The sequence below is a fragment of the Streptomyces sp. NPDC057137 genome (genome assembly GCF_042670825.1).
GTDB lineage: Bacteria > Actinomycetota > Actinomycetes > Streptomycetales > Streptomycetaceae > Streptomyces.
On sequence record NZ_JBHUUW010000002.1, the window covers coordinates 57873 to 82162 of the forward strand.

General features: G+C 70.7%; 17 protein-coding genes and 1 pseudogene. 5 read left to right on the top strand and 13 right to left on the bottom strand.

Annotation, left to right across the window (positions count from 1 at the left end):
* The first annotated feature begins 187 nt into the window (after positions 1-187).
* Positions 188-628, top strand: coding sequence for a hypothetical protein (locus tag ACFT9I_RS02865; protein ID WP_382559785.1), 441 nt, complete (start codon positions 188-190; stop codon positions 626-628).
* A 100-nt stretch (positions 629-728) separates the two neighbouring features.
* Here the strand turns inward: ACFT9I_RS02865 and ACFT9I_RS02870 are convergent, their stop codons facing one another.
* The 8 genes from ACFT9I_RS02870 to ACFT9I_RS02905 all read right to left on the bottom strand — a co-directional run bounded on the left by ACFT9I_RS02870 (position 729) and on the right by ACFT9I_RS02905 (position 9561).
* Positions 729-1532 carry an ABC transporter ATP-binding protein gene (locus ACFT9I_RS02870; RefSeq protein ID WP_382559787.1) on the bottom strand — a complete coding sequence of 268 codons (804 nt, stop codon included), beginning with the start codon at positions 1530-1532 and terminating at the stop codon, positions 729-731.
* The gene (locus ACFT9I_RS02875; RefSeq protein ID WP_382559790.1) at positions 1529-2635 is read right to left on the bottom strand and encodes a FecCD family ABC transporter permease; all 1107 of its coding nucleotides are present in this window, start codon (positions 2633-2635) and stop codon (positions 1529-1531) included. Before ACFT9I_RS02875 ends, ACFT9I_RS02870 begins: the two co-directional genes overlap by 4 nt.
* Complete coding sequence (locus tag ACFT9I_RS02880; RefSeq protein ID WP_382560234.1) at positions 2632-3567, bottom strand: FecCD family ABC transporter permease; 936 nt, start codon at positions 3565-3567, stop codon at positions 2632-2634. Before ACFT9I_RS02880 ends, ACFT9I_RS02875 begins: the two co-directional genes overlap by 4 nt.
* 89 nt (positions 3568-3656) lie before the next feature.
* Positions 3657-4712 carry an iron-siderophore ABC transporter substrate-binding protein gene (locus ACFT9I_RS02885; RefSeq protein WP_382559793.1) on the bottom strand — a complete coding sequence of 352 codons (1056 nt, stop codon included), beginning with the start codon at positions 4710-4712 and terminating at the stop codon, positions 3657-3659.
* A gap of 240 nt (positions 4713-4952) precedes the next feature.
* Positions 4953-5726 (bottom strand): AraC family transcriptional regulator, encoded by a 774-nt coding sequence (locus ACFT9I_RS02890; RefSeq protein ID WP_382559795.1) that lies wholly within the window; start codon positions 5724-5726, stop codon positions 4953-4955.
* Between the two features lie 90 nt (positions 5727-5816).
* Positions 5817-8483 carry an FtsX-like permease family protein gene (locus ACFT9I_RS02895; RefSeq protein WP_382559798.1) on the bottom strand — a complete coding sequence of 889 codons (2667 nt, stop codon included), beginning with the start codon at positions 8481-8483 and terminating at the stop codon, positions 5817-5819.
* 2 nt (positions 8484-8485) lie between these two features.
* Positions 8486-9319, bottom strand: coding sequence for an ABC transporter ATP-binding protein (locus ACFT9I_RS02900; protein WP_382559801.1), 834 nt, complete (start codon positions 9317-9319; stop codon positions 8486-8488).
* On the bottom strand, positions 9316-9561 hold the full coding sequence (locus ACFT9I_RS02905) for a hypothetical protein (protein ID WP_382559803.1): 246 nt from the start codon (positions 9559-9561) through the stop codon (positions 9316-9318). Before ACFT9I_RS02905 ends, ACFT9I_RS02900 begins: the two co-directional genes overlap by 4 nt.
* Before the next feature lie 181 nt (positions 9562-9742).
* Between ACFT9I_RS02905 and ACFT9I_RS02910 the strand changes: the two genes are divergently transcribed.
* Entirely contained in the window at positions 9743-11092 is a 1350-nt protein-coding gene (locus ACFT9I_RS02910; protein WP_382559806.1) for a sensor histidine kinase, read from the top strand.
* The gene (locus ACFT9I_RS02915) at positions 11080-11739 is read left to right on the top strand and encodes a response regulator (RefSeq protein ID WP_382559808.1); all 660 of its coding nucleotides are present in this window, start codon (positions 11080-11082) and stop codon (positions 11737-11739) included. The genes ACFT9I_RS02910 and ACFT9I_RS02915 overlap by 13 nt, the downstream gene beginning before the upstream one ends.
* 7 nt (positions 11740-11746) lie before the next feature.
* Here ACFT9I_RS02915 and ACFT9I_RS02920 read toward each other — a convergent pair whose 3' ends face one another.
* Positions 11747-12853, bottom strand: coding sequence for an exo-alpha-sialidase (locus tag ACFT9I_RS02920; RefSeq protein WP_382559810.1), 1107 nt, complete (start codon positions 12851-12853; stop codon positions 11747-11749).
* A gap of 275 nt (positions 12854-13128) precedes the next feature.
* Between ACFT9I_RS02920 and ACFT9I_RS02925 the strand changes: the two genes are divergently transcribed.
* Complete coding sequence (locus tag ACFT9I_RS02925) at positions 13129-14466, top strand: hypothetical protein (protein WP_382559813.1); 1338 nt, start codon at positions 13129-13131, stop codon at positions 14464-14466.
* Here the strand turns inward: ACFT9I_RS02925 and ACFT9I_RS02930 are convergent.
* On the bottom strand, positions 14424-15746 hold the full coding sequence (locus tag ACFT9I_RS02930) for a hypothetical protein (RefSeq protein WP_382559815.1): 1323 nt from the start codon (positions 15744-15746) through the stop codon (positions 14424-14426). The two genes, ACFT9I_RS02925 and ACFT9I_RS02930, sit on opposite strands and share 43 nt — an antisense overlap.
* A pseudogene (locus ACFT9I_RS02935) lies at positions 15743-16343 on the bottom strand (SigE family RNA polymerase sigma factor). The gene ACFT9I_RS02930 and the pseudogene ACFT9I_RS02935 overlap by 4 nt, the downstream one beginning before the upstream one ends.
* Before the next feature lie 286 nt (positions 16344-16629).
* Here ACFT9I_RS02935 and ACFT9I_RS02940 point away from each other — a divergent pair.
* The gene (locus tag ACFT9I_RS02940) at positions 16630-18657 is read left to right on the top strand and encodes a glycosyl hydrolase family 28-related protein (RefSeq protein WP_382559818.1); all 2028 of its coding nucleotides are present in this window, start codon (positions 16630-16632) and stop codon (positions 18655-18657) included.
* Between the two features lie 74 nt (positions 18658-18731).
* On the opposite strand, the gene ACFT9I_RS02945 is transcribed toward ACFT9I_RS02940, so the two are convergent.
* A complete protein-coding gene (locus ACFT9I_RS02945) occupies positions 18732-21566 on the bottom strand; it encodes a glycoside hydrolase family 95-like protein (protein ID WP_382559820.1) in 2835 nt (944 codons plus the stop codon).
* Positions 21563-24109: a PQQ-dependent sugar dehydrogenase gene (locus ACFT9I_RS02950; protein ID WP_382559823.1), complete on the bottom strand. Its 2547-nt coding sequence runs from the start codon at positions 24107-24109 to the stop codon at positions 21563-21565. The genes ACFT9I_RS02945 and ACFT9I_RS02950 overlap by 4 nt, the downstream gene beginning before the upstream one ends.
* Positions 24110-24290: the final 181 nt, after the last annotated feature.

Sequence of the window (24290 nt, forward strand, 5' to 3'; positions counted from 1 at the left end):
AGCGCGAAGCCATCGTCCCGCCCGCTCTGCGCGTGGGGGACGACGAGGCGCGGATCCTTCGGCCTTGGCCATGCTGCGCACATCATCCACGCCTCGGTATCAACGTGCGGCTCACCCGCCAGGTTGAACGGCGGGCCGCACCGATACGTACCTCCCCCCACACCCCGCCCGCAGGAAGGCAACACCGGTGACGTCACCCCGCGCCCACCCCGCACGCATCACGGGGGCGCTCGCCCTGCCCCTCCTCCTGGCCTCCCTGGTCATGGGATGCTCGGCCGATCCGGCCGGCAGGGCGAGCACACCACCCCCGAAGGCGACGGCCACGCCCGTCCCGTCGGCCGCACCCGCGAGCATCGAGAAGATCGCGTCCATGACCGGCTGCGCGGCGGAGATGCGTACCGAGGCCGACGAACTCCGTGAAGCGGTGTGCGTCACCCCGGAGGGCAACTGGATCGTGACGACGTTCCCGACGGAGAAGCTCAAGCAGACGTGGCTGGACACCGCGAGCATGTACGGCGGTACCTACCTGGTCGGCCCGAGATGGGCCATCGGCGCGAAGCCCCCGCTGCTCAAGAAGCTCCGCACGAAGGTGGGCGGCGAGGTCCAGGAGCTGCGCGGCATGAGTTAGCCCGCACCGCCGGCCGGTGCGGCTGATTCGCACTCGGTGCGGCCCTGGGCTCCGGGCGTCGCCTCGATCAGGCGGAAGATGTTGGGGGTTGGCAGTGGGTTCACTCGCGTACGTGGTGGCGGCCGATCGGGAGCATCAAGGGGCGGCCGGAGACGGGGTCTTCGATGACGCGGCTGTCGAGGCCGAACACCGTGCGGACGGTCTCCCGCGTCAGTACGTCGGACGGGGGGCCGGACGCGTGGAGGCGGCCGGACGCGAGGGCGATGAGGTGGTCGGCGTAGCGGGCGGCGAGGTTGAGGTCGTGCAGGACCATGACGATCGTGGTGCCGCGGGCCTCGTTCAGGTCGGTCAGCAGGTCGAGGACCTCGATCTGGTGGCTCGCGTCGAGGAAGGTGGTGGGCTCGTCGAGCAGGAGCAGATCGGTCTGCTGCGCGAGCGCCATCGCGATCCATACGCGTTGGCGCTGGCCGCCGGAGAGTTCGTCCACGGAGCGGTCGGCGAGGGACGTCGTGTGCGTCGCCTCCAGGGCGGACGCCACCGCGTCGTCGTCCGTCTTCTTCCAGCGGGAGAAGGCGGTCTGGTGCGGGTGCCGGCCGCGGCCGACGAGATCCGCGACCGTGATGCCCTCGGGGGCCACCGGTGACTGCGGCAACAGGCCGAGCGTACGGGCCAGTTGCTTCGCGGGCAGGCGGTGCACCTCCTTGCCGTCGAGGACGACGCGGCCCTCGCGGGGTGCGAGCAGGCGGGACATCGAGCGCAGCAGCGTGGACTTCCCGCAGGCGTTCGCGCCGACGATCACCGTGATCCGGCCGGGCGGGACGGCCAGGTCGAGGGAGTCGATGACCGTGCGGTCGCCGTAGCCGAGGGTGAGCTGTTCGGCGGCGAGTGAATGGGTCGTGGTCATAGCGAGCCTCCCGCCCGGTTGGTGCGGATGATCAGATAGACGAGGTACGGGGCGCCGAGTACGCCGGTGACGACGCCGACCGGATAGCGGGCGCCGAAGGCGAACTGGCCGCAGAAGTCGCCGACGAGGACCAGCAGGGCCCCGACCAGTCCGGCGGGCACCAGCAGGGACGTACCGGCCCCCACGATCCGGGCCGCGACGGGACCGGAGAGGAACGCCACGAACGCGATCGGTCCGGCCGCCGCCGTGGCGAAGGCGATCAGCCCGACGGCGGCGACGATCACCGTGATCCGGGTGCGTTCGACGCGTACGCCGAGAGCGGCGGCGGTGTCGTCGCCGAGCTGCATCGCGGAGAGGTCGCGCGACCGCGCCAGCAGCACCGGCGTGAGTACGGCCACGGCGACGAGCGCCGGTACGGTCTGGTCCCACGTCGCGCCGTTGAGGCTGCCCGTCAGCCGGCGCATCGCCTCCTGGAGGTCCCACTCGGCGGCTTGGGACAGCACGTAGGACGTGGCGCTGTCGAGCATCGCGGAGATCCCGATGCCGATGAGGATGAGCCGTGCGCCGACCACGCCGTCCCGGAACGCCAGGCTGTACACCAGGATCGCCACGCCGAGACCGGCGGCGATGGCGAGGATCGACACCTGCGTCTCGCCGAGGGACAGCGTCACGATCGCGACGGCCGCCGCGGCGCTCGCGCCGGAGCTGATGCCGATGATGTCGGGGCTGGCGAGCGGGTTGCGGAGCATCGTCTGGAAGGTGACGCCGGCCAGACCGAAGCTGAATCCCGCCACCACGGCGAGGACGGCCCGGGGCAGCCGGAGGCGCCCGACGGTGAAGGAGGCGCCGGGCACCTGTTCGCCGAGGATCACCCGGACCACGTCGCGGGGCGGGTAGAACGTCTGGCCCGCCATCAGGGTGACGGCGAACGCGGCGACGAGGAGCACGGCGAGTACGAGGACGACCATGCGGCGACGGGACGCGCGCCGGACCCGGCCGCGCGCCACGGCTTCGACGCCGTCGACGGCTGCCGGGCCTTCCACGGCTCGGGCGCTTTCGGCGCCTCCGGCGGACGGTGGCCCGGTCAGGACCTTGGCGCTCACAGGGCACGCACCTTCTGGCGGCGGACGATGTAGATGAAGAACGGGGCGCCGATCAGCGCCGTGACGATGCCCACGTCGATCTCCGCCGGACGCGCCACGACGCGTCCGACCACATCGGCGGCCGTGAGCAGCGCCGCCCCGAGCAGCACCGAGAACGGCAGCAGCCAGCGGTGGTCGACGCCGATCAGCAACCGGCAGGCGTGCGGGACGACGAGTCCGACGAACGCGATCGGCCCGGCGACCGCGGTGGACGCGCCGCACAGTACGACGGCGCCGAGCGCCGCCACGGCCCGTGCGACGGCGACGCGTTCGCCGAGCCCGGCCGCGAGTTCGTCGCCCAGCGCGAGCGAGTTCAGCGCGCGTGCCGACAGCAGGCAGAGGGCGAAGCCCACCGCGAGGAAGGGCAGGACGTGCCCGATGCGCTCGAAGGACGCGCCGCCGACGCCGCCGATCTGCCAGAGCCGGAAGCTTCCCGCGATGTCGTTGCGCGGCAGGACGACCGCGCTGACGAGCGAGGCGAACGCGGCCGACATGGCGGCGCCGGCGAGCGCGAGTTTGAGGGGCGTGGCGCCGCCCCGTCCGAGTGTCCCGACCACGTACACGAACAGGGCCGAGAGCGCGGCGCCCGCGGTCGCGACCCAGATGTATCCGGTCGGCGAGGTGAGCCCGAAGAAGGCGACGGCGGTGACGACGGCGAGCGAGGCGCCCATGTTGACGCCGAGGATGCCCGGGTCGGCGAGCGGGTTACGGGTCACCCCCTGCATGACGGCCCCGGCCAGGCCGAGCGCACCGCCGATCACGACCGCGAGGACGGTACGGGGGACGCGCTTGGTGGCCGCCGCCTGCTCCAGGGTGTCGTCCGCTCCCCCGAGCGCCGCCCAGACGTCGGACCAGGCGACGGCGCGCGAGCCGTACGCGAGGGACGACACCATGAGGGCCACCAGCACCAGGACCGCGAGGAGCAGCCACAGCGTCCGCGTGCTCGCCGGACGTACCGGGTCGACCGTCGTCGTGGCCGCCGTCACTTGACCTTGTCCGCGGCCTTGGCGAGCGCCGCGACGTAGTCGTCCAGCACCCAGGAGATCGACAGGGGTGTCGGGTTGGCGGCGGTCGCCAGGGGTGCGTCACCGGGCAGCAGGTACGCCGAGCCGCGGTCGATGGCGGGGATCTTCGAGAGCAGCGGGTCCTTGCCGAGCGACGTGAGCAGTTCGCCCGACTCGTCGCCGTAACCGGTGATGATGTCGACGTCGTCGAACACGTCGATCTGTTCGGCGCTCTTCGTCAGGGCGAACTTCTTCGTGCCCTCCGACGCCTTCGCGACGCTGCCAGGGATCTTCATCCCGAGGTCCTCGAAGAAGAGGGTCCGGGTGTCGTGCGCGGTGTAGAAGCCGATCTCGCTCACGTCGTTGGGGTCGACGTGGGTCATGAACATCGCCGACTTCCCCTTGAGCTGCGGGTACTTGGCGACGGTCGTGGAGATGTCGCCCTCAAGGTCCGTGATCAGCTTCTCGCCCTCGTCGGCGAGTCCGATCGCCTTGCTGTTCGTCCGGATGATCTCGCGCCACGGCGTCGCCCACGCGGCCTCCGGGTACGCCACCACGGGTGCGATCTCGCTCAGCGTGTCGTAGTCCTGGCGGGTAAGTCCCGAGTACGCGGCGAGGATGACGTCCGGTTCGGTGTCGGCCACGGCCTCGAAGTCGATGCCGTCGGTCTCGTCGAACAGCACCGGCGTCTCCGCCTTCAGCTCGTCGAGACGCTCGGCGGTCCAGGGCAGGACGCCGTCGTCGTTGTCGTCGCCGAAGTTCGCCCTGGCCATGCCGACCGGTACGACCCCGAGCGCCAACGGCACTTCGTCGTTGGCCCAGTTGACCGTGGCGACGCGCTTGGGCTCGGCGGGGATGGTGGTCTTCCCCAAGGCGTGCTCGACCGTCAGGGGGAACCCGCTCGAACCGCCCTTCCCGCCCTTGCTCCCACTGCTCCCACTCTCGGTGTCGGCCGGGCCGCCGCAGGCGGCGAGACCGGTCAGGGCGGTTGCGGCGGCGGCCGCCACGAGCAGGCGAAGACGGTGTGCAGGCATGGGTCCGTACTCAGCTTTCGGAAAGGTCGGGGGTGCGGTCCTCGCCGGGTGGACGCCCGGTTAGGCAAGCTTAGGTAAGCCTTACCTTCGTACCTTATGAGAAGGGACCGCTGTGTCGCAATCGACCCTTTGAGACATGGGTTGTAGCGATCCGGACACCGGTCAGGGCATCGGCCGGGACATCGGCCGGGACATCGGCCGGGAGATCGGTGGGGACAAGGGCCGGGACAACGGCGGGGCTCACTGCGTACGGAAAGTGCCCGGCGTCAGTCCGGTCGTACGCCGGAAGGCCACACCGAATGCACTCGCCGACCGGTAGCCGACCTGCTCCGCGACGGCCTCGACGTCCCAGCCCCGGGTGAGCAGGGCGACCGCGTGCTGCGCCCGCACGGCCGCCACCCAGCGCGCGAAGCTCGTACCCGTCTCGGTGTTGAACGCACGCGTGATCGTGCGGGGGCTGACCCGGAGCGCGGACGCCCAGTCCGTCAGCGTCCGGGGGTCACCCGGATCCTCGCGCACCGCCTCGGCGATCGGGCGCAGCAGCGCGGAGGTGGGTACGTGGACGAGCAACTCCCGCGGCGACGGCGACAGTACGTCGAGCACCAGCACCTCGGTCGCCGCGCGCGAGGCGGCGGAGAGAGCGGGGTCACCGAGCCGTTCCAGCAGCAGTCGCAGCAGCGGCGTGATCTCGACGGCCACCGGCGTCGGGGAGATCGACGACGTGGTGCGGAAGCCGAAGAAACTCGCCCGGAACCAGGTGCCGGCGACCGCCGAACCGGAGTGCAGCGTCCCCGCCGGCATCCAGAGGCCCAGCGCCGGGGTGACGGTCCAGACCCGTGCGCCGACCACCGCCGAGGACGCGCCGCGTTCGTTCCAAAGCAGTTCGTGGAAGGGGTGCGAGTGCTCGTCCCAGACGGTGTCGTGGGCGACGACCTCGTCGTACCCCACGATGACGAACGGCGTGTCCACCCCGCCCGGCGCGAGCGCCGGCAGCGATCTGGTCTCCCTGGTCATGCGCGGGGCCGGTCCGCGCGAGAGCCGGTGAACGGGATGACGTATCGCATTCCGTCACCCTAAAGGACCAGGCCGGCGGGCGGCTTCGCGCTATTCGCGGTGCGCGAGCGCGTCCGCCGGTGATGTGCGCAGGGCCCGGCGGGTGGGGAGTTCGATCGTGAGGAAGGCGATGCTCACGATCGTGAGCGCGACGGCCGGGAGCAGCCAGGGCGGGCCGGCGGGCCAGGGGCGGTCGAGGAAACCGATGCCCAGAAGGGCGAGCGGGATCGCGGAGACCGCCAGTCCCGCGGTGAGGGCGGCGGTGGCGATCAGGGCGGCTTCGCGGCGCATCATGGCGCGGATCTGGCGTGGGGTGGTGCCGTTGAGCCGCAAAGTGGCGATCTCGGTGCGGCGTTGGGCCGTGGTGGCGGTGAGTTTGTTGGCGATGCTGAGGAGGAGGTAGCCGAGGAGTACGACGATGGTGGCGAGGTTGATCCAGACCTCGGGCGGCGCGTCGCTCAGCCCGCCGCCGGTGCCGGTGGTGTCGGCGGGTGCGAGGGACAGGCCGGGGCGGGTGGCCGCCAGGGCGGTGAGGTTCGCGTGTGCCGTCGCGGTGGTGTCGGTGCGGACGAGGATGCTCTGGTCGAGGCGCGTGGTGGTGTGGTCCATCGCGAGATCGCGGGAGAGGACGACCGGGCCGAAGCCGAGGCCGCGGTGGTAGACGGCGACGACGCGCGGGGTGACGCGCGTACCGTCGCCGAGGATCAGGTCGACCCGCCGGCCGACGGTCGCGCCGCGCGAGGCGGCGACGTCACTGGCGACGGCGACGGTGTCACCGGTGAGGCGGGCCAGGCTGCCGGAGCGTACGTCGAGGTCGAGCACGTCCGGCGCGGCGGGGGTGAGGATCATCGCGGCGGCCGACTCGACCACGGTGTCGCCGAGTTGCTTGTACGGCCACAGGACGGTGGTGGAGGTGACGGGAGCCGCCTCCCGTACGCCCGGGGTGTCCCGTACGGCGGCGAGAGTGCCCTCGGGCACTCCGCCGAGGCCCGGCGCGCTCAGGCGTTCCTGGGCGAGGGTGCCGGTGCGGACGTCGTTCGTGGTGGCCGTCAGGACCGTGGACTGGGCGAGGGTGTAGGTGAGGGTGAAGACGACCGCCATGGCGAGGGTGCTGACGACTCCGGCGATACGGATGGCGTAGCCGCGGACGTTGGACATCGCCAGCCAGGTGGCGGGTGAGGCACCGCGTGGCAGACGGCGGGCCAGCGTGTCGCTGACGCGCCCGATCAGGGCCGGACCGGCCAGGGCCAGGCCGATCGCCGCGACGATACCGGCGAGGGAGGTCGTGGTCGCGCCAAGCGCGGTCCGTGACAGCAGCGGCACCACGGAGAGGGTCGTCGCGGCGACGATGAGCAGCAGGCCGGCGCGGGTCCGCAGGCGGGAGGGGTGGCGTGGTTCGCTGCGCGACTCGGCGACCGCCTCGGTGGCGGGCATCCTGGACGTACGCCAGGCGGCGCCCCGGGCGGACAGCTGAACTGCCAGGGCCAGCAGGAGGATTGTGGCGAGAGCGGGAAGGGGGCCGACCGTCAGCGGGAGGGCTTCCGGGAGTACGCCGCGGTCGACCAGCAGTCGCCGGAACTGGCCGGCCAGCAGATAGCCGAGGAGGATGCCGGGCACGAGCGCCACGGCCGCGATGACGGTGGCCTGGGCGGCGGCGAGCCGGCGGATCTGTTTCGGGGTCGCGCCGACGGCGCGCATCAGGGCCAGTTCGCGTCGCTGCCCGGCGATCGCCACGCCCAGGGCGCCGGCCATGACGAAGCCGGTGATCAGCAGGATGATGCCCGCCAGTGAGGACGCGAGCAGGATCAGCAGGGAGCGGGCGGCCGCGGCGTCGGGGGCCGCGATGTCGCCGCGCCCGGTGCCGGTGGCCACCACCAGTCGGGGGGTGGGTGGTTCGGCGGCGCGCGGTTGGATGTCACGCAGTTCGGCGCGTACGGCGGTCGCGACCGCGGCGGTGGCGCCCGGCTCCGTACGGAGTCCGATCAGGTCGACCGTCCCGGACCTTGGATCGGCCCTGGGGCCGGACTTGGGGCCGGACTTGGAACCGGACTTGGGACCGGAGCGGGACCCGCCGTCACGGCCGGCCAGGTCGGCGGCGGTCCTGTCGGCGAAGAGGACACCGGCGCCGGGTGCGTCGATCACCGCGGAGACGCGGTACTCGGCGGCGGGGCGGCCGGCCGCGACCACGCGGACCTCGCTGCCCGGCCGCACACCCGCCGCGGCGGCGACGGCACTGTCCACCGCGATCTCGCCGGAACCGGCGGGCTTCTCGCCCTTGATGTCCGGGCCGGCGCTGTCACGACCCGCGCTGTCCGGGCCGGCGAACAGCCTGAAGGACGACCAGTTGTGCCCGGCCGTCCCAGGGTCCTCGACGGGCACGGCCCGCCCACGGGCGTCGAGGAGGCCGACGGGGAAGCTGATGTCCCCCACCGCAGCGGTGACGCCCGGCAGTTGGGCCAGTCGCTCGACCAACGCGGCGGGAACGGTGCCGCGTTCCGGCAGCGCGATCGGCAGGTCCGGGCTGTGCCGGAAGGTCTGGTCGGCCGATACGAGGATGTCGGCGCCGCCGAGCCGGCCCGGCGGCAGTTGGGAGCGCAGTCCCGACTCCGCCAGTACGCCGGTGCCGGTGATCAGGGCCGCACCGCCGAGTACCGCGCACACCACGGCCAGCAGGGCGCTGATCCGGTGCCGGGCCATCTGTACCGCGAGATGCAGCATGATCAGTTCTCTCCCAACGAGACCAGCCGGGCGGCCAGTTGGGGGGCGGTCGGCGCCCGCAGGGTGTCCACGACGCGGCCGTCCGCCATCACCAGCGCCTCGTGCGCCTGGGCCGCGGCGGCCGGGTCGTGGGTGACCATCACCACCGTCTGACCGAGTTCGTCGACGAGTTCACGCAGCAGGTTCAGCACCCCGTGGGCGCTGCGCAGATCCAGCGCACCGGTCGGTTCGTCGGCGAAGACGACGGCCGGTTTGGCCACCAACGCCCTTACGATCGCGGCGCGTTGCTGCTGACCGCCGGAGAGTTCGGCCGGCCGGTGGCTCAGCCGGTCGGACAGTCCCACGCGCTCGGTCAGGGCGTGCAGCCACTGCCGGTCGGGGGCCCGTCCCGCCAGCCGCAGGGGCAGGGTGATGTTGTCCGCGACGCTGAGCGAGGGAACGAGGTTGTAGGACTGGAAGACGAACCCGATCCGTTCGCGGCGCAGTTCGGTCCGGCGGTTCTCGTTCAGCCCGCCGATCTCCTGGCCGTCGATCCGTACGCTTCCGCCGGTCGGGGCGTCGAGCCCGGCGGCGCAGTGCATCAGGGTGCTCTTGCCCGACCCCGACGGTCCCATCACGGCGAGGAACGTGCCGCGTTCCACGGTCAGTGACACGTCGTGCAGAGCGACGACCCCGCCCGGGTACGTCTTGCCGAGGTTCGCCAACTCGATGGCGGGCACGGGCACGCGGCCGTAACCCTGTCCCTGGCCCTGTCCCTCCCTCCGGCTCTGTCCGACGCCCGCGTCCGCCGAACGCTTCTCGGCCCGCCCGACCGCCCGCCCGACCGCCGCCCTCATCGCCGGCCCCGCAGACGCTGAACGACGAGCGCCGTCACGCAGAGCGCGGTGACCACGCCGCACGTGAGGTGGACCGGCGTACCCAGGCCGCCGTACGAGGCGACCATGTTGCCGACCGCGCTGATCACCAGCACCAGCCAGAGCAGCGTGCGTGCCACTCCGGCCCGGGTGACGTCGGTCGGCGGCGGCGCGTCGGGGCTGCCCACGGCGCCGGTGAGACGGTAGGGGTCGGTGTATGTCATGGGGTGCTTCCTCGGTGTGCTCGGAGGGGCTCTCGCTGTCGTCACCGACGCTATGAACCGGCCCCCCTCGCGGCCGAGCCCGCCTGCCGCCCGGTTGTTGGTACAGCAGGCTGTACTCCTCGGCCGTCCGGCTGGCTGCCGACCGGTCGGCCGCATAGGGTCGCTGCCGAAGGAGAGGTTGATGTCGACCCAACACGGCGAAATCGGCGGGCCCGTTGAGGCCGGTACACGAGAAACCACGACCCGGCCGGACAGCGTCCACGAGACCGGCACTCACGACACGGGTATCCGCGACACCGGCATCCGCGACATCGTCGTCCGCGCCGGTGGCGCCGCCCTCGTCGCGCTCGAAAGGCTCGCGGGCGGGTTCGGTACGGCCCTGCTGGCGCTCCTCACCCTGGTATGGCTGGCCGTCACCGTCGTGGCCGCCCCGGTCGGGATCGGCCTCCTCATGGCGCCCCTCGCGCTGCGCCTCCTGCACGCCGTCGCCGACCGTGAACGCGGCAGGCTGAACCGGTGGGGCCCCGAACTGGCCGGTCCCGATCCCGCCCCGACCCAACTGCGCCCGGCCCTCACGGACCCCACCACCCGCCGCGAGCTGAGCTGGCTGGTCCGCCACGCGACGCTCGGACTGCTGCTGGGCCTGATCGGCGTACTGCTGCCGCTCTGCGCGATCCGCGACAGCACCTTCCCTCTCTACTGGCAGCTGCTGCCCGAGGGCGCGAGCAGCGCCTCCATCGGGCTCGGGGTCGCGCGCGGCTGGTCCGACGCCGCCGCCGTGGCCCTGCTGGGCCTGGGGTGGATCGCCATCATCATGGGCCTCACACCGGGCATGGCCAGGCTCCAGGCGAGGCCGGGCCGTCGGCTGCTGTCCGCCGGGCCCGACGCCGACCTGTCGCTGCGGATCGCGGAACTCACCGCCACCCGGGCAGCCGCCCTGGACGCCCACGCCACCGAACTGCGGCGCATCGAGCGCTCGTTGCACGACGGCACCCAGAACCGGCTCGTCACCGTCACGGTGCTGCTCGGCGCCGCGCGGCGCATGGTCGCCCGCGATCCGGCCGGCGCCGAGGAACTCCTCGAACGCGCCCACAGCTCCGCGGAGCAGGCGCTTGCCGAGCTGCGCTCGGTCGCCCGCGGCATCCTGCCGCCCGTGCTGACCGACCGCGGGCTCGAAGGCGCGCTCACCGGCCTGGCCGCGTCCTGCCCGGTGCCCTGCCGGATCGACGTCGAGGCACCCGAGCGGCGCGCCGCGTCCGTCGAGGCGACTGCCTACTTCGTGGTGGCCGAGGCGCTGACCAACATCGCGAAACACAGCCACGCCGAGCAGGCCACCGTCACGGTGCGCGGCGGCGGCGGCAGGCTGCGCCTGCACATCAGCGACAACGGCCGGGGCGGTGCGGACGAGAACGGCGGCTCCGGCCTGGTCGGTATCCGGCGCCGTATCGCGGCGCTCGACGGCACCCTCACCGTGGCCAGTCCTCCCGGCGGCCCCACAACCCTCAAGGTGGAACTCCCATGCGGATCGTGATAGCCGAGGACGACCCGCTGCTGCGCGAAGGACTCGCGCTCCTGCTGCGCGCGGAAGGCCTCGACGTGGTGGCCACCGCCGGTACCGCCGCCGGGATCCTCGACGCCATCGACGAGCACAAGCCGGATGTCGCCATCCTCGACGTACGGATGCCGCCGACCCACACCGACGAGGGGATCGTCGCGGCGGTCGAGGCCCGGCGCCGCCGTCCCGACCTGGCCGTGCTCGTCCTGTCCGCGTACGTCGAGCAGAGCTTCGCCACGGACCTGCTCACCGGCGGTGTCACCGGACTCGGGTATCTCCTCAAGGAACGGGTCGGCCGCGTCGAGGAGTTCCTGGACGCGTTGCACCGTGTGGCGGACGGCGGGACCGCCATCGACCCCGATGTCGTCGCGCAGTTGTTCACCCGCAGCCGCGACGACACCCGGCTGGAACGGCTCAGTCCCCGTGAACGCGACGTACTCGCCCTGATGGCCGAGGGGTTGGGCAACTCCGCCATCGCCGAGCGGCTCTTCGTCACGGACGGCGCCGTCCACAAACACATCCGCAGCATCTTCGCCAAGCTCGACCTGTCGCCCGCCGATCAGACGGACCGCCGGGTCGCGGCGGTGCTGCGCTATCTCGACGACGTACGGCGCCGTACCTGACGGGTCGTCAGTCGGTTGTCAGTGAGGTGACCGGGAGCGGGGTGAAGCGGATGGCCGCGTACGGAGTGGTGCTCCCCGTCTCGTAGAGGATCCCGACGTGCTCCGCGTCCAGTCGGACCAGGTCGGAGTAGGCGGCCTTGGCGTCGGAGAGCCGGTATCCGTCGGACCAGGTCGCGCCGCCGTCCAGGCTCGTGCGCACGGTCATCCACGCCCGGTCGCGGGGGTCGGCGGGCGCGGCCATCAACAGCGGGGCCGCGTCGGGGGCGTCCCCGCCGACCTGGAGGAGGCTGCCCTGCACGGGCGGCGCGGTGATCGAGGCGACCGCCTCGAAAGGGGCGTCGAGTGTCGCGCCGCCGTCCCGGCTCCAGGCGTGCACCCGGTTGCCGGGCGCGCTGCCCTTCTGGTCGCGGGCGTTGAAGTAGACGGTGCCGTCCGGGAGTTGGGCGACGGCTGTCTCGTTCACATGGTGGGTGCCGTCACCGGCGGCGTCCACGTACCCGATCCGCCAGGTCTCGCCGCCGTCGTCGCTGAGCAGGGAGTGCCCGGCGTAGTAACGGGGCTCGGCTCCGGTGTCCGTACTCCCGTCCGCGGGGGCCACGGAGTGGTTCGCCCCGACGACGAGTCGCCCCGCGTCGGGGCCCGCGGTCAGTTCGACGCCGTGGCCGGGGCCGGTGGCGTACCAGCGCCAGTCGGCCCGCTTGACCTGCGCGGTGATCTCGCGTGGCGCGGACCAGGTGGCTCCCGCGTCCGGACTGGACTGGACGAACACCCGGCGGCCGTCCTCGGGGGCGACCTGCCCCGTCATGATCGCGGACTCCGTGGCGTCACCGCCGTTGCGCGTGGTCAGCAGCACCAGCCGGCCGCCGTCCCCGACGGCCACCGGCGCGGGGTTGCCCAGTGTGTCCTGCCCGGCGTCGGCGACCGGCCGCAGCTCCGACCAGGTGCACCCACCGTCGTACGAACGGCGCCGCACCACGTCCACATCCCCGTGGTCCGCCTTCCCCAGCCGCCGCCCCTCGGCGAACGCGACCAGCACGTCCCGCCCGGACCCCGGCTCCTTCACCGCCACGACGGCCGGAATCCGGAACGTGTCGTAACCCGCCTCCCCGGACACGAACACATCAACGGCCCCGCACTCCCCCGCCGCCCGCGCCCTGGAGCCTTTCCCGGAACCCGTTCCCGACCCTGAACCCATCTGGCACCCCAGCATCACCAGGCCGAGCCCCACGACGACCAAGCGCCCGGCCCAACCCACCACACGACGTCTCATTCCCCCCATCCCACCCCGCCGGGACCTTCACCACCGGGAACGCCACGGCACCGCCAGGTGAACAGCACATGCACGCCGCGCCCCGAACGGCGGGCGCGCGAGCCGCCTAGGATCGGCGGATGTCGGAGCGAGCCGCAATCACCACGCGCCAGGTCCTGCGATGGGCACGCCTGGTGGTCGCCGTGCTCGTCAGTGCGTGTGCGCTGGTCGGAGCCGTACGGCTCGTGGCGCCCGCCACCGGTGGGACGGACGGTGAGCCCGTCGGGGTGCGTGCCCAACTGGACTTCATACGCGCGTCGTTGGACGACGGTGCCGGTGACGACGCCCAACAGCAGTTCCCGGAGGGGTACTTCTTCCTGCACGCCCTGTACGGGCTGAGCTGGGTCGAGTTGGGGATGCGGGAGCCGGCGGGCACGGCGCGCGCCGAGGCGCTGCGGGAAGCGCGGTGGGCGCTGGGGCGGCTGGACTCGGACGCCGGGCGGGCCGCGTTCAGTCCCGAACTGACCCCGTCGTACGGGGTCTTCTACCGTGGCTGGACCAACTGGCTGCGCGGGGGCACGCTGATGCTGCAGTCGGCCGGCGAGCGCGACGCCGCGCAGACGCGCCGGTTCGCGGACGATTCCGCCGCTCTCGGCGCGGCGTTCGACGACTCCGAGTCGCCCTATCTGACGGCGTATCCGGGCCAGGCGTGGCCCGTCGACTCGACCGTGGCCGTGGCCTCGTTGCGGCTGCACGACTCGCTGCTGCCCGCGCGGTTCACCGGCACGGTGGAGCGGTGGCTCGACGGGGTGCGGCAGCGTCTCGACCCCCGTACGAGACTGCTGCCGCACCGCGTCACCCCCGACACCGGCGACCCCGTCGAAGTGGCCAGGGGAACCTCGCAGAGCATCATCCAACGGTTCCTGGTCGAGATAGAACCGGTTTTCGCCCGTGAGCAGTACATGATCTTCCGCGACCGCTATGTCGTAACCCCGCTCGGCCTCGGGCCCACGACGCGCGAGTATCCCGAGGGCATGGACGGCCCGGCCGATGTCGACTCCGGACCGCTTCCCCTCGGCGTGAGTCTGTCGGCGACGGTCGTCACGCTCGGCGCGGCGCAGGTCCAGGGCGATGCCTCGCTGGCCGAAGGGATCGCGAACTACGGGGAGTTGCTCGGCGTGCCGGTCAGCACCCCGTGGACGAAGCGTTACGCCTTCGGTCTGATCCCGATCGGCGACGCGTTCGTGGCGTGGTCGAAGACGGCCCGCCCGTGGGTCGCTGAGACCCCGTCCCCGCCCCCGGCGCACCTGTCGTCCTGGTGGCGCGTGCCCCTGCTGTCGCTTCTGCTCGTCATCGGCGCCGCGCCGTGGCTGCCGGCGCTGCTGCGGTGGCGCCGGGACCGCCCCCCGACGGTCCCGGCCCGGGGCATCGGGCGTCAGCGCTTGGCGAGGATCGGTTCCCAGCGGCCCGGTGCGTAGTCCTTCGGGGTACGGGCTCCACTCAGCGGGACCACCTTGTCGCTGCCGATCGTGATCAGCACCAGCCGGTTCTCGAACTCGTTGCCGCCGGGCGCGATGTCCCAGGCGATCAGGCGCTTGTCGTCGGCCCAGGCGAGGAGTTCCTGGCCCTTCAGCTTGGCCACGCGCTCGCCCGTCCCGGGGTCGAGGACCTCGGTGGCCGTCGTATGCCCGCCGCCGGCGAAGGGGCCCGCGACGAGTTCACCGTTCGGGGAGAGGCCCGCCGGGGCCATCTTGAGGTCGACGTACCTCTCGTTCGGCGGCGCGGGCGCCTTCTGGCCCCGCAGGTCGCGGAAGATCCGGCCCGGGTCCGCCTTGGCGGGCTCGTACGCCGACATGCCGCCGCCGTCGCCGTCGCCGTCGCCGTCGATGAGACTGACGTCCTCGGCGATGACGGCGGGCTCGTACACCAGTGTGCCATCGCTGTTGAAATGGAACTTCTCACCGGATTCGACGTCTCGCCCCATGCCCGGGATCCGGTGGGGCGGCACCTCGTGCCAGTCGGAGTCGCCCGTCCCGACGTCGACGATCGCGAACCCGGTGCGGGAGTAGACGGGTTGCGGCTGCATCGCGCTCCCGTCCGCGTCGCTGACCTCGATCCTCTTCGACCAGGAGAGGCGGTCCGGGTTCTTCGCGTACGTCGTGGCGATCAGCCGCTTGCCGTCCGGCGAGAACTCGACCGCGCCGACGCCCCCCTCGGCTCCCTCCACCGGGATCCAGCGCGTCACCTTCTTGGTGAGGAGATCCAGAACTCCTATGCGCGTGGCGGGCAGTTGGCGCTCCAGGACCGCCGCCGTACGCATGCCGGGCGCGACCGCCACATAGGCCCAGCGCGCGTCGACCTCGTACTCTCCGGTCTTCTGGTCCAGCAGGGAGTAGGTACGGGTCATGATCTGGTCGCGGTTGGGCTGCTCGACCTTGCGGAGGGTGTAGTACGCGGCGAGCGCCTGGTCACCGGCGGCGATCAGGTCGCGCGGCGGCGACTGGTCGACCTGGGTGAGCGTCTTCCCCCGGGAGACCTCGCTCGCCAACTGGGTGGACCCGTCGCCCGAGTTGAGCGCGACGGGCACGCCCACCGCGACGGCGACCACGAGCACGGTGGCGGCGGCGACGCCGGTGACGGTGCGCCGGGTGCGGCGGCGCCGTGCGGTGAGGATCCGGCCGGCGAAGTCGCTCGGCGCGGACACGCTGTCGGCGGCCTGCTCGCGCAGCGAGGCCCGTACGAGTTCCTCGACGTTCACGGTCGTACCTCCACAGGGGCGAAGTCGCGGGACGGCGGCGTCTGCTGTTGCCCGGCGTCGGACGACGACGGGTCGAGCAGGGCGAGTTCGGGCGCGAGGACGCGCAGGCGGGCGAGTGAGCGGTGGGTGGTGGGTGGTGGAGCGGACCGTGCCGACGGAGCAGCCGAGGAGGAGCGCGACGTCGGCCTCGGGCAGGTCCTCGAAGTACCGCAGGACGAGTACGGCGCGCTGCCGCGCGGTGAGCCGGGACAGCGCTTGGCGCATCACGAGGCGCAGTTCCGCCGCACCGGTGGTGTCGGCTCCGACGACACCGGTGCGGGTGTCGACGCCGGGGTCGGGCGGTTCGGCGACGGAGAGTTCCTTGCGGCGGCCCTTCAGCCGCCACCGGCTGACCTGCTGCCGGTAGAGGATCTGCCGTACGTACGCCTCCGGTTCGTCGATCCGGTGCCAGCGGCCGGCGGCCTTGATGAGGGCGTTCTGCAGCAGGTCCTCGGCCGCGTGGCGGTCGCCTCCGCTGAGCAGCACGGCCGTTCTCAGCAGAGCGGTCGACCTGTTCCGTACGAATTCCAGGAAGCTCTCCTGGCTTGTGGCGTCCATCGTCACCTTCTTCTCCCGGCGGGCCGGCCTGGCCCTGCCTACCCGTGCTGACGCGCGGGAGAAGCCCTCACTATGCCGGGCGCCGGAAACTCGTAAACGATCTTGACGCCCGACGCAAGAAGTCGACTCACAGGCGCAGTTGAGTCGCAGAGTCACGAAAACCGCTCGCAGCCATCTTGTGGAGCGAGGCGCGGCGGTCCTAATGTCCACCTCACCCCCACGGCGTCCGCTCCGCCGAGCGTCAGCCCCACAGACGTTCGTCCTCCCCAAGAGAATCGAGCTTTAGATGTCGTGGACCTCGTTGACCGCCGCCGCAGTCGGGCTCGGTCTGACCGTCGGCCTGCTGGGCGGTGGTGGCACCGCCGTCGCCGCGCCGCCGGACGGTGGACCCCGTACGAACGGCCCCGTCGTCACCCGCGCCGCCCTCGACCCCGCGCTCGTCTCCGGCCGGGGCGCCCGTGTCGGCTTCGCCGAGCAGGAGGCGGAGAACGTCGCGACGAACGGCGCGGTCATCGGCCCGGACCGGACCGCGTACACGCTGCCCTCCGAGGCGTCCGGCCGTACGGCGGTGAAGCTGACGCCGAAGCAGTACGTCGAGTTCACCCTGCCCAGCGCCGCCAACGCGATCACCGTGCGCTACAGCATTCCGGACGCGCCCGGGGGCGGCGGCATCACCGCGCCCCTCGATGTCACGGTCAACGGCAAGGGCCGTCAGACCATGACGCTCACCTCGCAGTACGCGTGGCTCTACAATCAGTACCCGTTCTCGAACGACCCCGGCGCCGACCTGCTGCACCCCGACTGGTGGATCACCGAGTGCGCGTGCGTGCCCGCCGCGACCACCCCCGCGCCGGTCATCACGAAGCCGTTCCGCCCGAGCCACTTCTACGACGAGCAGCGGCTGAAGCTCGGCAGGACGTACCGCGCCGGTGACAAGGTACGGCTGACGGTCCCGGCCGGCAGCAAGGCCGACTGGACCGTCGTGGACCTGCTCGACTCGGAGCTGGTCGGCGCGCCGCACGTCCGGCTCGTCGCCGCGAACGTGCTGCTGTTCGGCGCCGATCCGTCGGGCCGGCGGGACTCCGCCGACGCGATCGACAGGGCGATCGCCTACGCGAAGCGCAAGAACCTCACGGTCTACCTCCCGCCCGGCACCTACCAGGTGAACCGGCACATCGTCGTGGACGACGTCACCATCGAGGGCGCGGGCAACTGGCACACGGTCGTCAAGGGCCGCCAGGTCACCCTCGACCGGCCCGCCCCCGACGGCTCGGTCCACACCGGCGTCGGCTTCTACGGCAAGGACGCGGCGGACGGCGGAAGCCGTAACGTCCATCTGTCCGGCTTCGCGATCGAGGGCGACGTACGGGAGCGGGTCGACACCGACCAGGTCAACGGCGTCGGCGGCGCGATGAGCGACTCCACGATCAAGGGGCTGCACATCCGGCACACCAAGGTCGGCCTCTGGTTCGACGGGCCGATGTCGAACGTCCGCGTGTCCGGCAACATCGTCGTCGACCAGATCGCCGACGCCCTCAACTTCCATACCGGCGTGACCAATTCGACCGTGTCCGACAACTTCGTCCGCAACACCGGGGACGACGGCCTCGCGATGTGGTCGGAGAAGACCGCCAACGCGCGGAACACGTTCACCCGTAACACCGTGCAGTCACCGGTGCTGGCCAACGGCATCGCGATCTACGGCGGCACGGACAACACCGTCTCGGACAATCTCGTCGCCGACCCGGTCCGGGAGGGCAGCGCGCTGCACGCCGGGTCCCGCTTCGGCGCCGAGGCCTTCACCGGAGCGCTGAACTTCACCGACAACACCACGGTCCGCGCCGGGACCTACGAGCTGAACTGGAACATCGGGCTGGGCGCCATCTGGCTCTACGCGCTCGACAAGGACATCGACGCGGACATCCGGGTGACCGGCGACCGCTATCTCGACAGCACGTACAACGCGATCATGCTGGTCAGCGACTACGCCGTGAAGGACCTGTACGCGATCGACGGCGTCCGTTTCAAGGACGTCAGGATCGACGGGACGGGTACGTCGGCGGTCAGCGCCCGGGTGAAGGGGTCCGCGTCCTTCGAGAACGTGGACGCGCGCAATGTCGGCGCCGTCGGCGTCAACAACTGCGGCTCCTTCAACTTCACGCCCGCCGGATCGGAGTTCGCGCTCACCGACCTCGGCGGCAACGACGGGGGCCGGGGCACGGAGTCGTGGCTCGCGCCCTGGCTGCTGCCGAACACGATCACGTGCGACGACCGCCCGCCGGTGGTCGCCCCTCCGGCGCCCGCGCCGTGGTGACGTAACGCTCATCCGTCATGGGTGTGGCCCCGCGCGGCGTCCCTCCGCGCGGGGCCACAGTCATGGGCGGCCCGTCAGGGGGTGATACGCAGCGCGTCCACCATCCCCACGGCCGTACCGCGGTTCACGATCCTGATCGTGTGCGAACCGCGTGTGAGCCCCTGTTTCTGCCACACGACCTGCTGGACCTGTCTCGCGCCGTCGGCCTTCAGGTTCACCGTCGCCTGGAAGACGTTGTCCAGATAGACGTCGACCGTCCCCATGTCGCCGTTGCGTTCGGACAGATACTGGATCCCGGTGCCGGTGAACGTGTACGACGCCGTCGCGTCCACCGTGTTGCTGTGGTGCGTGTCGTCGTTGAAGTCGCCGTAGCCGCGGCTGTTGGTGAGATGCCAGTTGCTGTCGTACGTCAGCGCGGTGTTGTTCACCATCGGGTCGGCCGTCGCGTTCGACCCCAGCGTGGAGCTGGTGCCGGCCAGGGACTTCATGCCCTGGTTCGCGGTGCCGGTGAGCTGCGCCTGGGTGTAGGAGCTGAGCGGCTTGGCGGTCCGCTCGACGACGTACACCTCGTTCGCACCGGTGTTGAAGGTGATCTCGGCGCTGCTGGTGGTCGTCACGACGGCATTGTCGGAGGTCCTGCGGACCCTGACCTCCTGCGTACCCCAGGGATTGACGACGCGGGCGGCGTTGCCGAACTGGCTTTTCAGTCCGACGTACTTGACCTCTCCGGCCTCCCTCTCCGAACTGACCATGAATCCGCCCTTGGCCAGCAGGCTGAATTTGCCGACGAAGGTGGAATCGGTGGGGACGGCGGGAAAGACCCGGATCTTGTCGTTGTACGACTGGAGCAGCGACTCGTTCGTCGCGGCCAGGTGCACGCCGAGATATTCGAAGACGCCGTTGGTGTTGCTGGTCATGCCGTTCGGATAGTTCTGGTACTTCTGCAGCATGGTCTTCAGACCCTGGAGCGTCTGATTCCCGAGCCCGAGTCTGGCGGCCTGGATGGCGTCGTTGGCCCATACGTTTCCGTACGGGAACGGCCTGACGTTCCAGGTGTTGATCGCCTTCTGCTGGTCGGGATAGCCGATGCCGGTGAGGTCGTACGGCCAGATGATCTCGGCCGCGACATTCTCGTTGTTGCGCGTCTGCGCGATCGGCGGCGTGTGCGGCAGATAGGTGTTCGCGGCCGTGTCCGACGGATACGCGATCAGATTGTCCAGGACGTTCTGCCACTGAGGCCGCAGATCGGCATCCAGACCGAGCTGGGCGCCGGTCTTGATGGCGAGCGGGAACAGGGTGCGTACGGCGGTCAGGTCGGTGATGGCGTTGGGCACGTTCCAGTACGTCTCGTGCGCGTTCGACGTGGCCACGTAGTACTTGCCCGTGGAGCTGTTGTACGACAGCTTCGCCGCGTAGAACTTCGCGATCTCCCGCATGAACGGATAGGCCGTGTTGCGCAGATAGTTCGCGTCATTCGTGTACGTGTACTGGAGATACATGTTGTACGCGGCTTGCGCACCGGTCGTCCAGATGTTCTTCGTGTAGTCGCTGTTGATCGTGCCGCGCGCGTTGCCGTCCCAGCCCATCGTCTCCGGCACCCAGATGCCGTCCACGTTGTACCGGGTACGGGTGTATGCCTTCAGCGCGTCGAAGTTCCGGCTGTAGAGCTTGTTGAACCCGGCCATGAGATCGGTGTGGTTGGAGGCCAGGAACGAGTTGTAGATGTCCCGTTGATTCCAGAACCAGTACGCGTTGCTCCATTTCGTGGCGTCCCCGGTGGCCCGGAAGACGCCGTTGATGAAGTGGGCGGGATAGTTTCCGTATCCGGCCGCCGCGATCATGTACGTGGAGAGGTAGTAGACGTTCTCCATGTAGTCCGCTTCGCGGGACCCGTTGGAGTACTGGACGAACGACTTCTGCCAGAACGCGTGCCACCAGTTGAGATAAGCGGTGTTGGTGTTCGCGTATCCCGTGGTCTTGACGGCCGCGAGCGCGCGCTTGGCCTCGGTGACCGAGTTGTGGCTCGGCGCGTTGAGCCGGCTGCTCGCCGTGAACCAGATGGTGTAGCTGGAGTCCGGCGTGATCGACAGCCGCACCTTGCGGCCGTCCACGACGCGCGTGGTGTACGCGGCGCCTTCCACGGTCGCGCCCAGCGTGTAGCCGAAGTTCTGCGGGTCCGACTGGCCCCGGCTGAGCCCGGCGCCGGCGGCGTCCGCGTACGTGGACACGGTCCGCCAGGTGTTGATGTCGGGCACGTCACCGCTGTTGCCGAGGTTGGCGACGTCCCACAGGCTCAGATCCAGCGTGATCGCGGACACCCCGGAGCGGCTGTCCTCCACATGGATGCCCATGACCTCGGAGTTGGGCTGGCCCATCACCGTGACGGTGCGGTTGTTGTCGTACTTGGTGGTGAGGGTGCCGTCGTAGAGGTTGAGGCGCTGCTGGAAGGTCGAGTAGCCGCTGTCCATCGCCGGAGTGGTGGACAGGTTGAGCAGCCCGGCGCCGAAGGCGGTCTGCTGCGAGGTGTCCACGCCGGACACCTGCATGTTGAGGCCGTTGTTCTGCCAAGCCATCGCGCCCGTACGGCCGTTGCCGACCGTGAGGCCGTGCTTGGGGTCGGTGGTCGGGCGGTTGTAGACGATGTCGTGCTTGGACATGTACTTCGCGTAGTCCACGTTGAGCATGCCGGTGGAGGAGTTGAAGGCGTGGTCGGTGGGTGAGGCCACGGCCGGTGACACACCGGACACGCCCGACAGGCCGGTCACCATACAGACGAGGACGAGGAACGCGCCGAGGAGGCGTGCGGCCCGCGTTCTCGTGGAGCGGGCGGCCCGCGTTCTCGTACGGCGCGCGGCGCTCGTTCCCGTGCCCGTCGTCGCGGGTCTTCTGGCTGATCTCGCGGTGATCACTGTGCATCACTCCCACGGCCGGTCAGGGTGGCGGGGCGGCTGATGCCGGGCCCGGTGAAGGTGTAGCTGTCGAGGTCGAGAATGGCGCCGGAGCCGCCGGTGAAGACCACGAAGAGATCGCGCGGCTGCTCCACGGCGCCCGTGACGGGCACACTGATCTCGGAGTACGTCTCCCAGCCGCCGGTGTTGGGCACGGTCACCCGCGCCACCACCGGACCGGTGACGGAGTCGTACCGGAAGGTCGCGACGTTCCCCGCCTTGTCGGAGGAGACCCGCGCCTTGATCCCGGTGACGCCCTTGAGGCTCACCGGGTGGTACTTGACCCATTCGTTGTTCTGTACGTCGCCGAGGCGTTTGCCACCCTCGGCTCCGGCGGCGGTGATGATCTGGGGGCCCGACAGTTGCGCGTAGTGCTCGGCCTGCCACTTCTTGGGCCAGAGGCTGAGTTCCTTCTCGCCCGTGAGCGGTACGGTGCCGGCCGCGCCCTTGTCGGTGTAGGTGGCCCGCACCACGTAGAACTGCGTGGCGTCGAGGCCGGAGTGGATGGGTCCGGTGTTGAAGGTCGTGGAGCATCCGGTGCCTTCGGCCACCTCGTGCGCGTGCTCCTGGTGGCCCAGGGCGATCCGTACGATCACCTTCGAGCAGTCGATCGGGCCGTCCTGAGGGTCGGTCGCCGACGCGGTGACGGTGACGTTCTCGCTCCACTCGAACGCGCCGCCCGCCGGTGGCTGCGAAATCGTCAGCGTGGGCCGGTTGTTGCCGACGACGACCGGGACCGTCGCGGTGCCGGTGCGTCCGGTGCCGTCGCTGACCGTGAGTCTCGCCTGGAAGCTGCCGTTCGACGGATAGGTGAAGGAGGGGTTGGCGGCGGTGGAGTCGGTGCTGCCGTTGTCGGTGAAGTCCCACGCGTAGGTGAGGGGATTGCCGTCCGGGTCGCTGCTGCCGGCGCTGGAGAAGGTCACGGCCAGCGGCGCGAGTCCGTTGTCCTTGTTCACCGCCGCCTTGGCGAGCGGTGACCGGCCGCCCTGCACATAGTTGATCTTGTAGAGCCCGGCGTCCTCGGCGCCCGAGAAGTAGCCGCTGCCGTATTCGAGGAGGTACAGCGAGCCGTCCGGGCCGAACTCCATGTCGATCGGGTGGACGAGCTTCATGCCGTCCAGGACCGGCTCGATCGCGGTGGGCGTACCGGTGCTGGCGTTCCCGTTGTTGAACTGGACCTCCTTGATCCAGTTGCGGCAGTACTCGGAGATCAGCAGCTTGTTGTCGTAGTACTGGGGCCACTTGACGTCGGAGTTGAGATTCGCGTCGTAGTGGTAGACCTCGGTGTGATTGGGCGAACCACAGCCGCCCGGATTGTCGAGCTGCGGCCACTCCTTGCTGCCGCCGTGCTGCTCCCACACCAACGACGGCTTGGTGGGCGGCAGTTGCTGGATGCCGGTGTTGCGCGGGGAGTTGTTGACCGGGCCGGTGCCGCCACCGCAGGGGAACCAGCCGCGCGGCTGGTTGGCCGCGAAGTCCCAGTCGTTGTACGCCACGTTGTTGCCGCCGCAGTACGGCCAGCCGTAGTTGCCGGGGCCGGTGGCGCGGTTGAACTCGTCGTACGCCGCCGGGCCGCGCGCGGGGATGGTGGCGCCCGCGTCGGGGCCGACCTCGCCCCAGTACAGGGTGTTGTTGGCCTTCTTGTCGACCCAGACGCGGTAGGGGTTGCGTACGCCCATCACGTAGACCTCGGATCGGGTGCCCGCGGTGCCCTTGGCGAAGAGGTTGCCGTCGGGGACGGTGTACGTGCCGTTGTCCTCCGGGTGGATACGGTTGATCTTGCCGCGCAGATCGTTCGCGTTGCCCGAGGTGCGCTGGGCGTCGAACTGGGCGTGCCGGGAAGGGCGTTCGTCGATCGGGGCCATGCCCTGCGCGTCGCCGCCGGAGTTGGTGTTGTCGCCGACCGCGAAGTAGAGGTTGCCCGCCGTGTCCCAGGACATGGAACCGGCCGAGTGGCAGCACATCTCACGCTCGGTCGGCCACTCGATGATCATGTCTTCGCTGGACGGGGCGATCGTGTTGGTGCTCTGGCTGAAGGTGAACCGGGATATCCGGTTCACCAGCGGGGTGCTCTTGGGCGAGTAGAAGAGCATCACCCAGCCGGTCGTGGCGAACTTCGGGTGCAGGGTGATGCCGATCAGCCCGTCCTCGAAGCGGGCGTCCAGCGGGATGGTCAGCGCGACCGTCGTGGACTTGGTGGCCGGGTTGTAGAGGCGGACCTGACCACCGGCGGCGCTGGTGCCGCGGTTGATGTAGAGGACCTTGCCGTCGGGCAGTACGGAGAGCTCGATCGGCTCCCCCATGCCCAGACCGCCGTCGAGCTTGACCTTCTCGAAGCCGCTGGTGGGCGGGGGCGCGGCGGCTTTCCGGTCCGCTTTCTGGACAGCCGTCAGGGCCGCGGGTCTCTGGCCGGCCTCCGGGTCGGCCGCCACGGCACCGGGCGCGAGCAGCAGGGCGGACAGGGTTAACAGGGCGGTCAGGTAGGCGACAGCGCGCGACAACACGGAACCTCCAGGGGCCGATCGCGGGTGCGGGGGCGCGCCCCGACGGCCCGGCGCGCGGCGGAGTGCCGCGTGCCGGGTCGATCGAGGGGTGGGGCTCGGTACGGGTGAGACAGGGCGGGGGTGTCTTGTCGATCAGGCCGGATCAGGGAGCGGGGTCTGGTGCCGTGGATCGCAAGGCGGA

Excerpts from the sequence above, each read along its gene's own strand:
- ACFT9I_RS02870 (WP_382559787.1), bottom strand. The coding sequence starts at position 1,532 with ATGACCACGACCCATTCACTCGCCGCCGAACAGCTCACCCTCGGCTAC.
- ACFT9I_RS02880 (WP_382560234.1), bottom strand. The coding sequence starts at position 3,567 with ATGGTGTCGTCCCTCGCGTACGGCTCGCGCGCCGTCGCCTGGTCCGAC.
- ACFT9I_RS02885 (WP_382559793.1), bottom strand. The coding sequence starts at position 4,712 with ATGCCTGCACACCGTCTTCGCCTGCTCGTGGCGGCCGCCGCCGCAACC.
- ACFT9I_RS02890 (WP_382559795.1), bottom strand. The coding sequence starts at position 5,726 with ATGACCAGGGAGACCAGATCGCTGCCGGCGCTCGCGCCGGGCGGGGTG.
- ACFT9I_RS02895 (WP_382559798.1), bottom strand. The coding sequence starts at position 8,483 with ATGCTGCATCTCGCGGTACAGATGGCCCGGCACCGGATCAGCGCCCTG.
- ACFT9I_RS02900 (WP_382559801.1), bottom strand. The coding sequence starts at position 9,319 with ATGAGGGCGGCGGTCGGGCGGGCGGTCGGGCGGGCCGAGAAGCGTTCG.
- ACFT9I_RS02905 (WP_382559803.1), bottom strand. The coding sequence starts at position 9,561 with ATGACATACACCGACCCCTACCGTCTCACCGGCGCCGTGGGCAGCCCC.
- ACFT9I_RS02910 (WP_382559806.1), top strand. The coding sequence starts at position 9,743 with ATGTCGACCCAACACGGCGAAATCGGCGGGCCCGTTGAGGCCGGTACA.
- ACFT9I_RS02915 (WP_382559808.1), top strand. The coding sequence starts at position 11,080 with ATGCGGATCGTGATAGCCGAGGACGACCCGCTGCTGCGCGAAGGACTC.
- ACFT9I_RS02925 (WP_382559813.1), top strand. The coding sequence starts at position 13,129 with ATGTCGGAGCGAGCCGCAATCACCACGCGCCAGGTCCTGCGATGGGCA.
- ACFT9I_RS02940 (WP_382559818.1), top strand. The coding sequence starts at position 16,630 with ATGTCGTGGACCTCGTTGACCGCCGCCGCAGTCGGGCTCGGTCTGACC.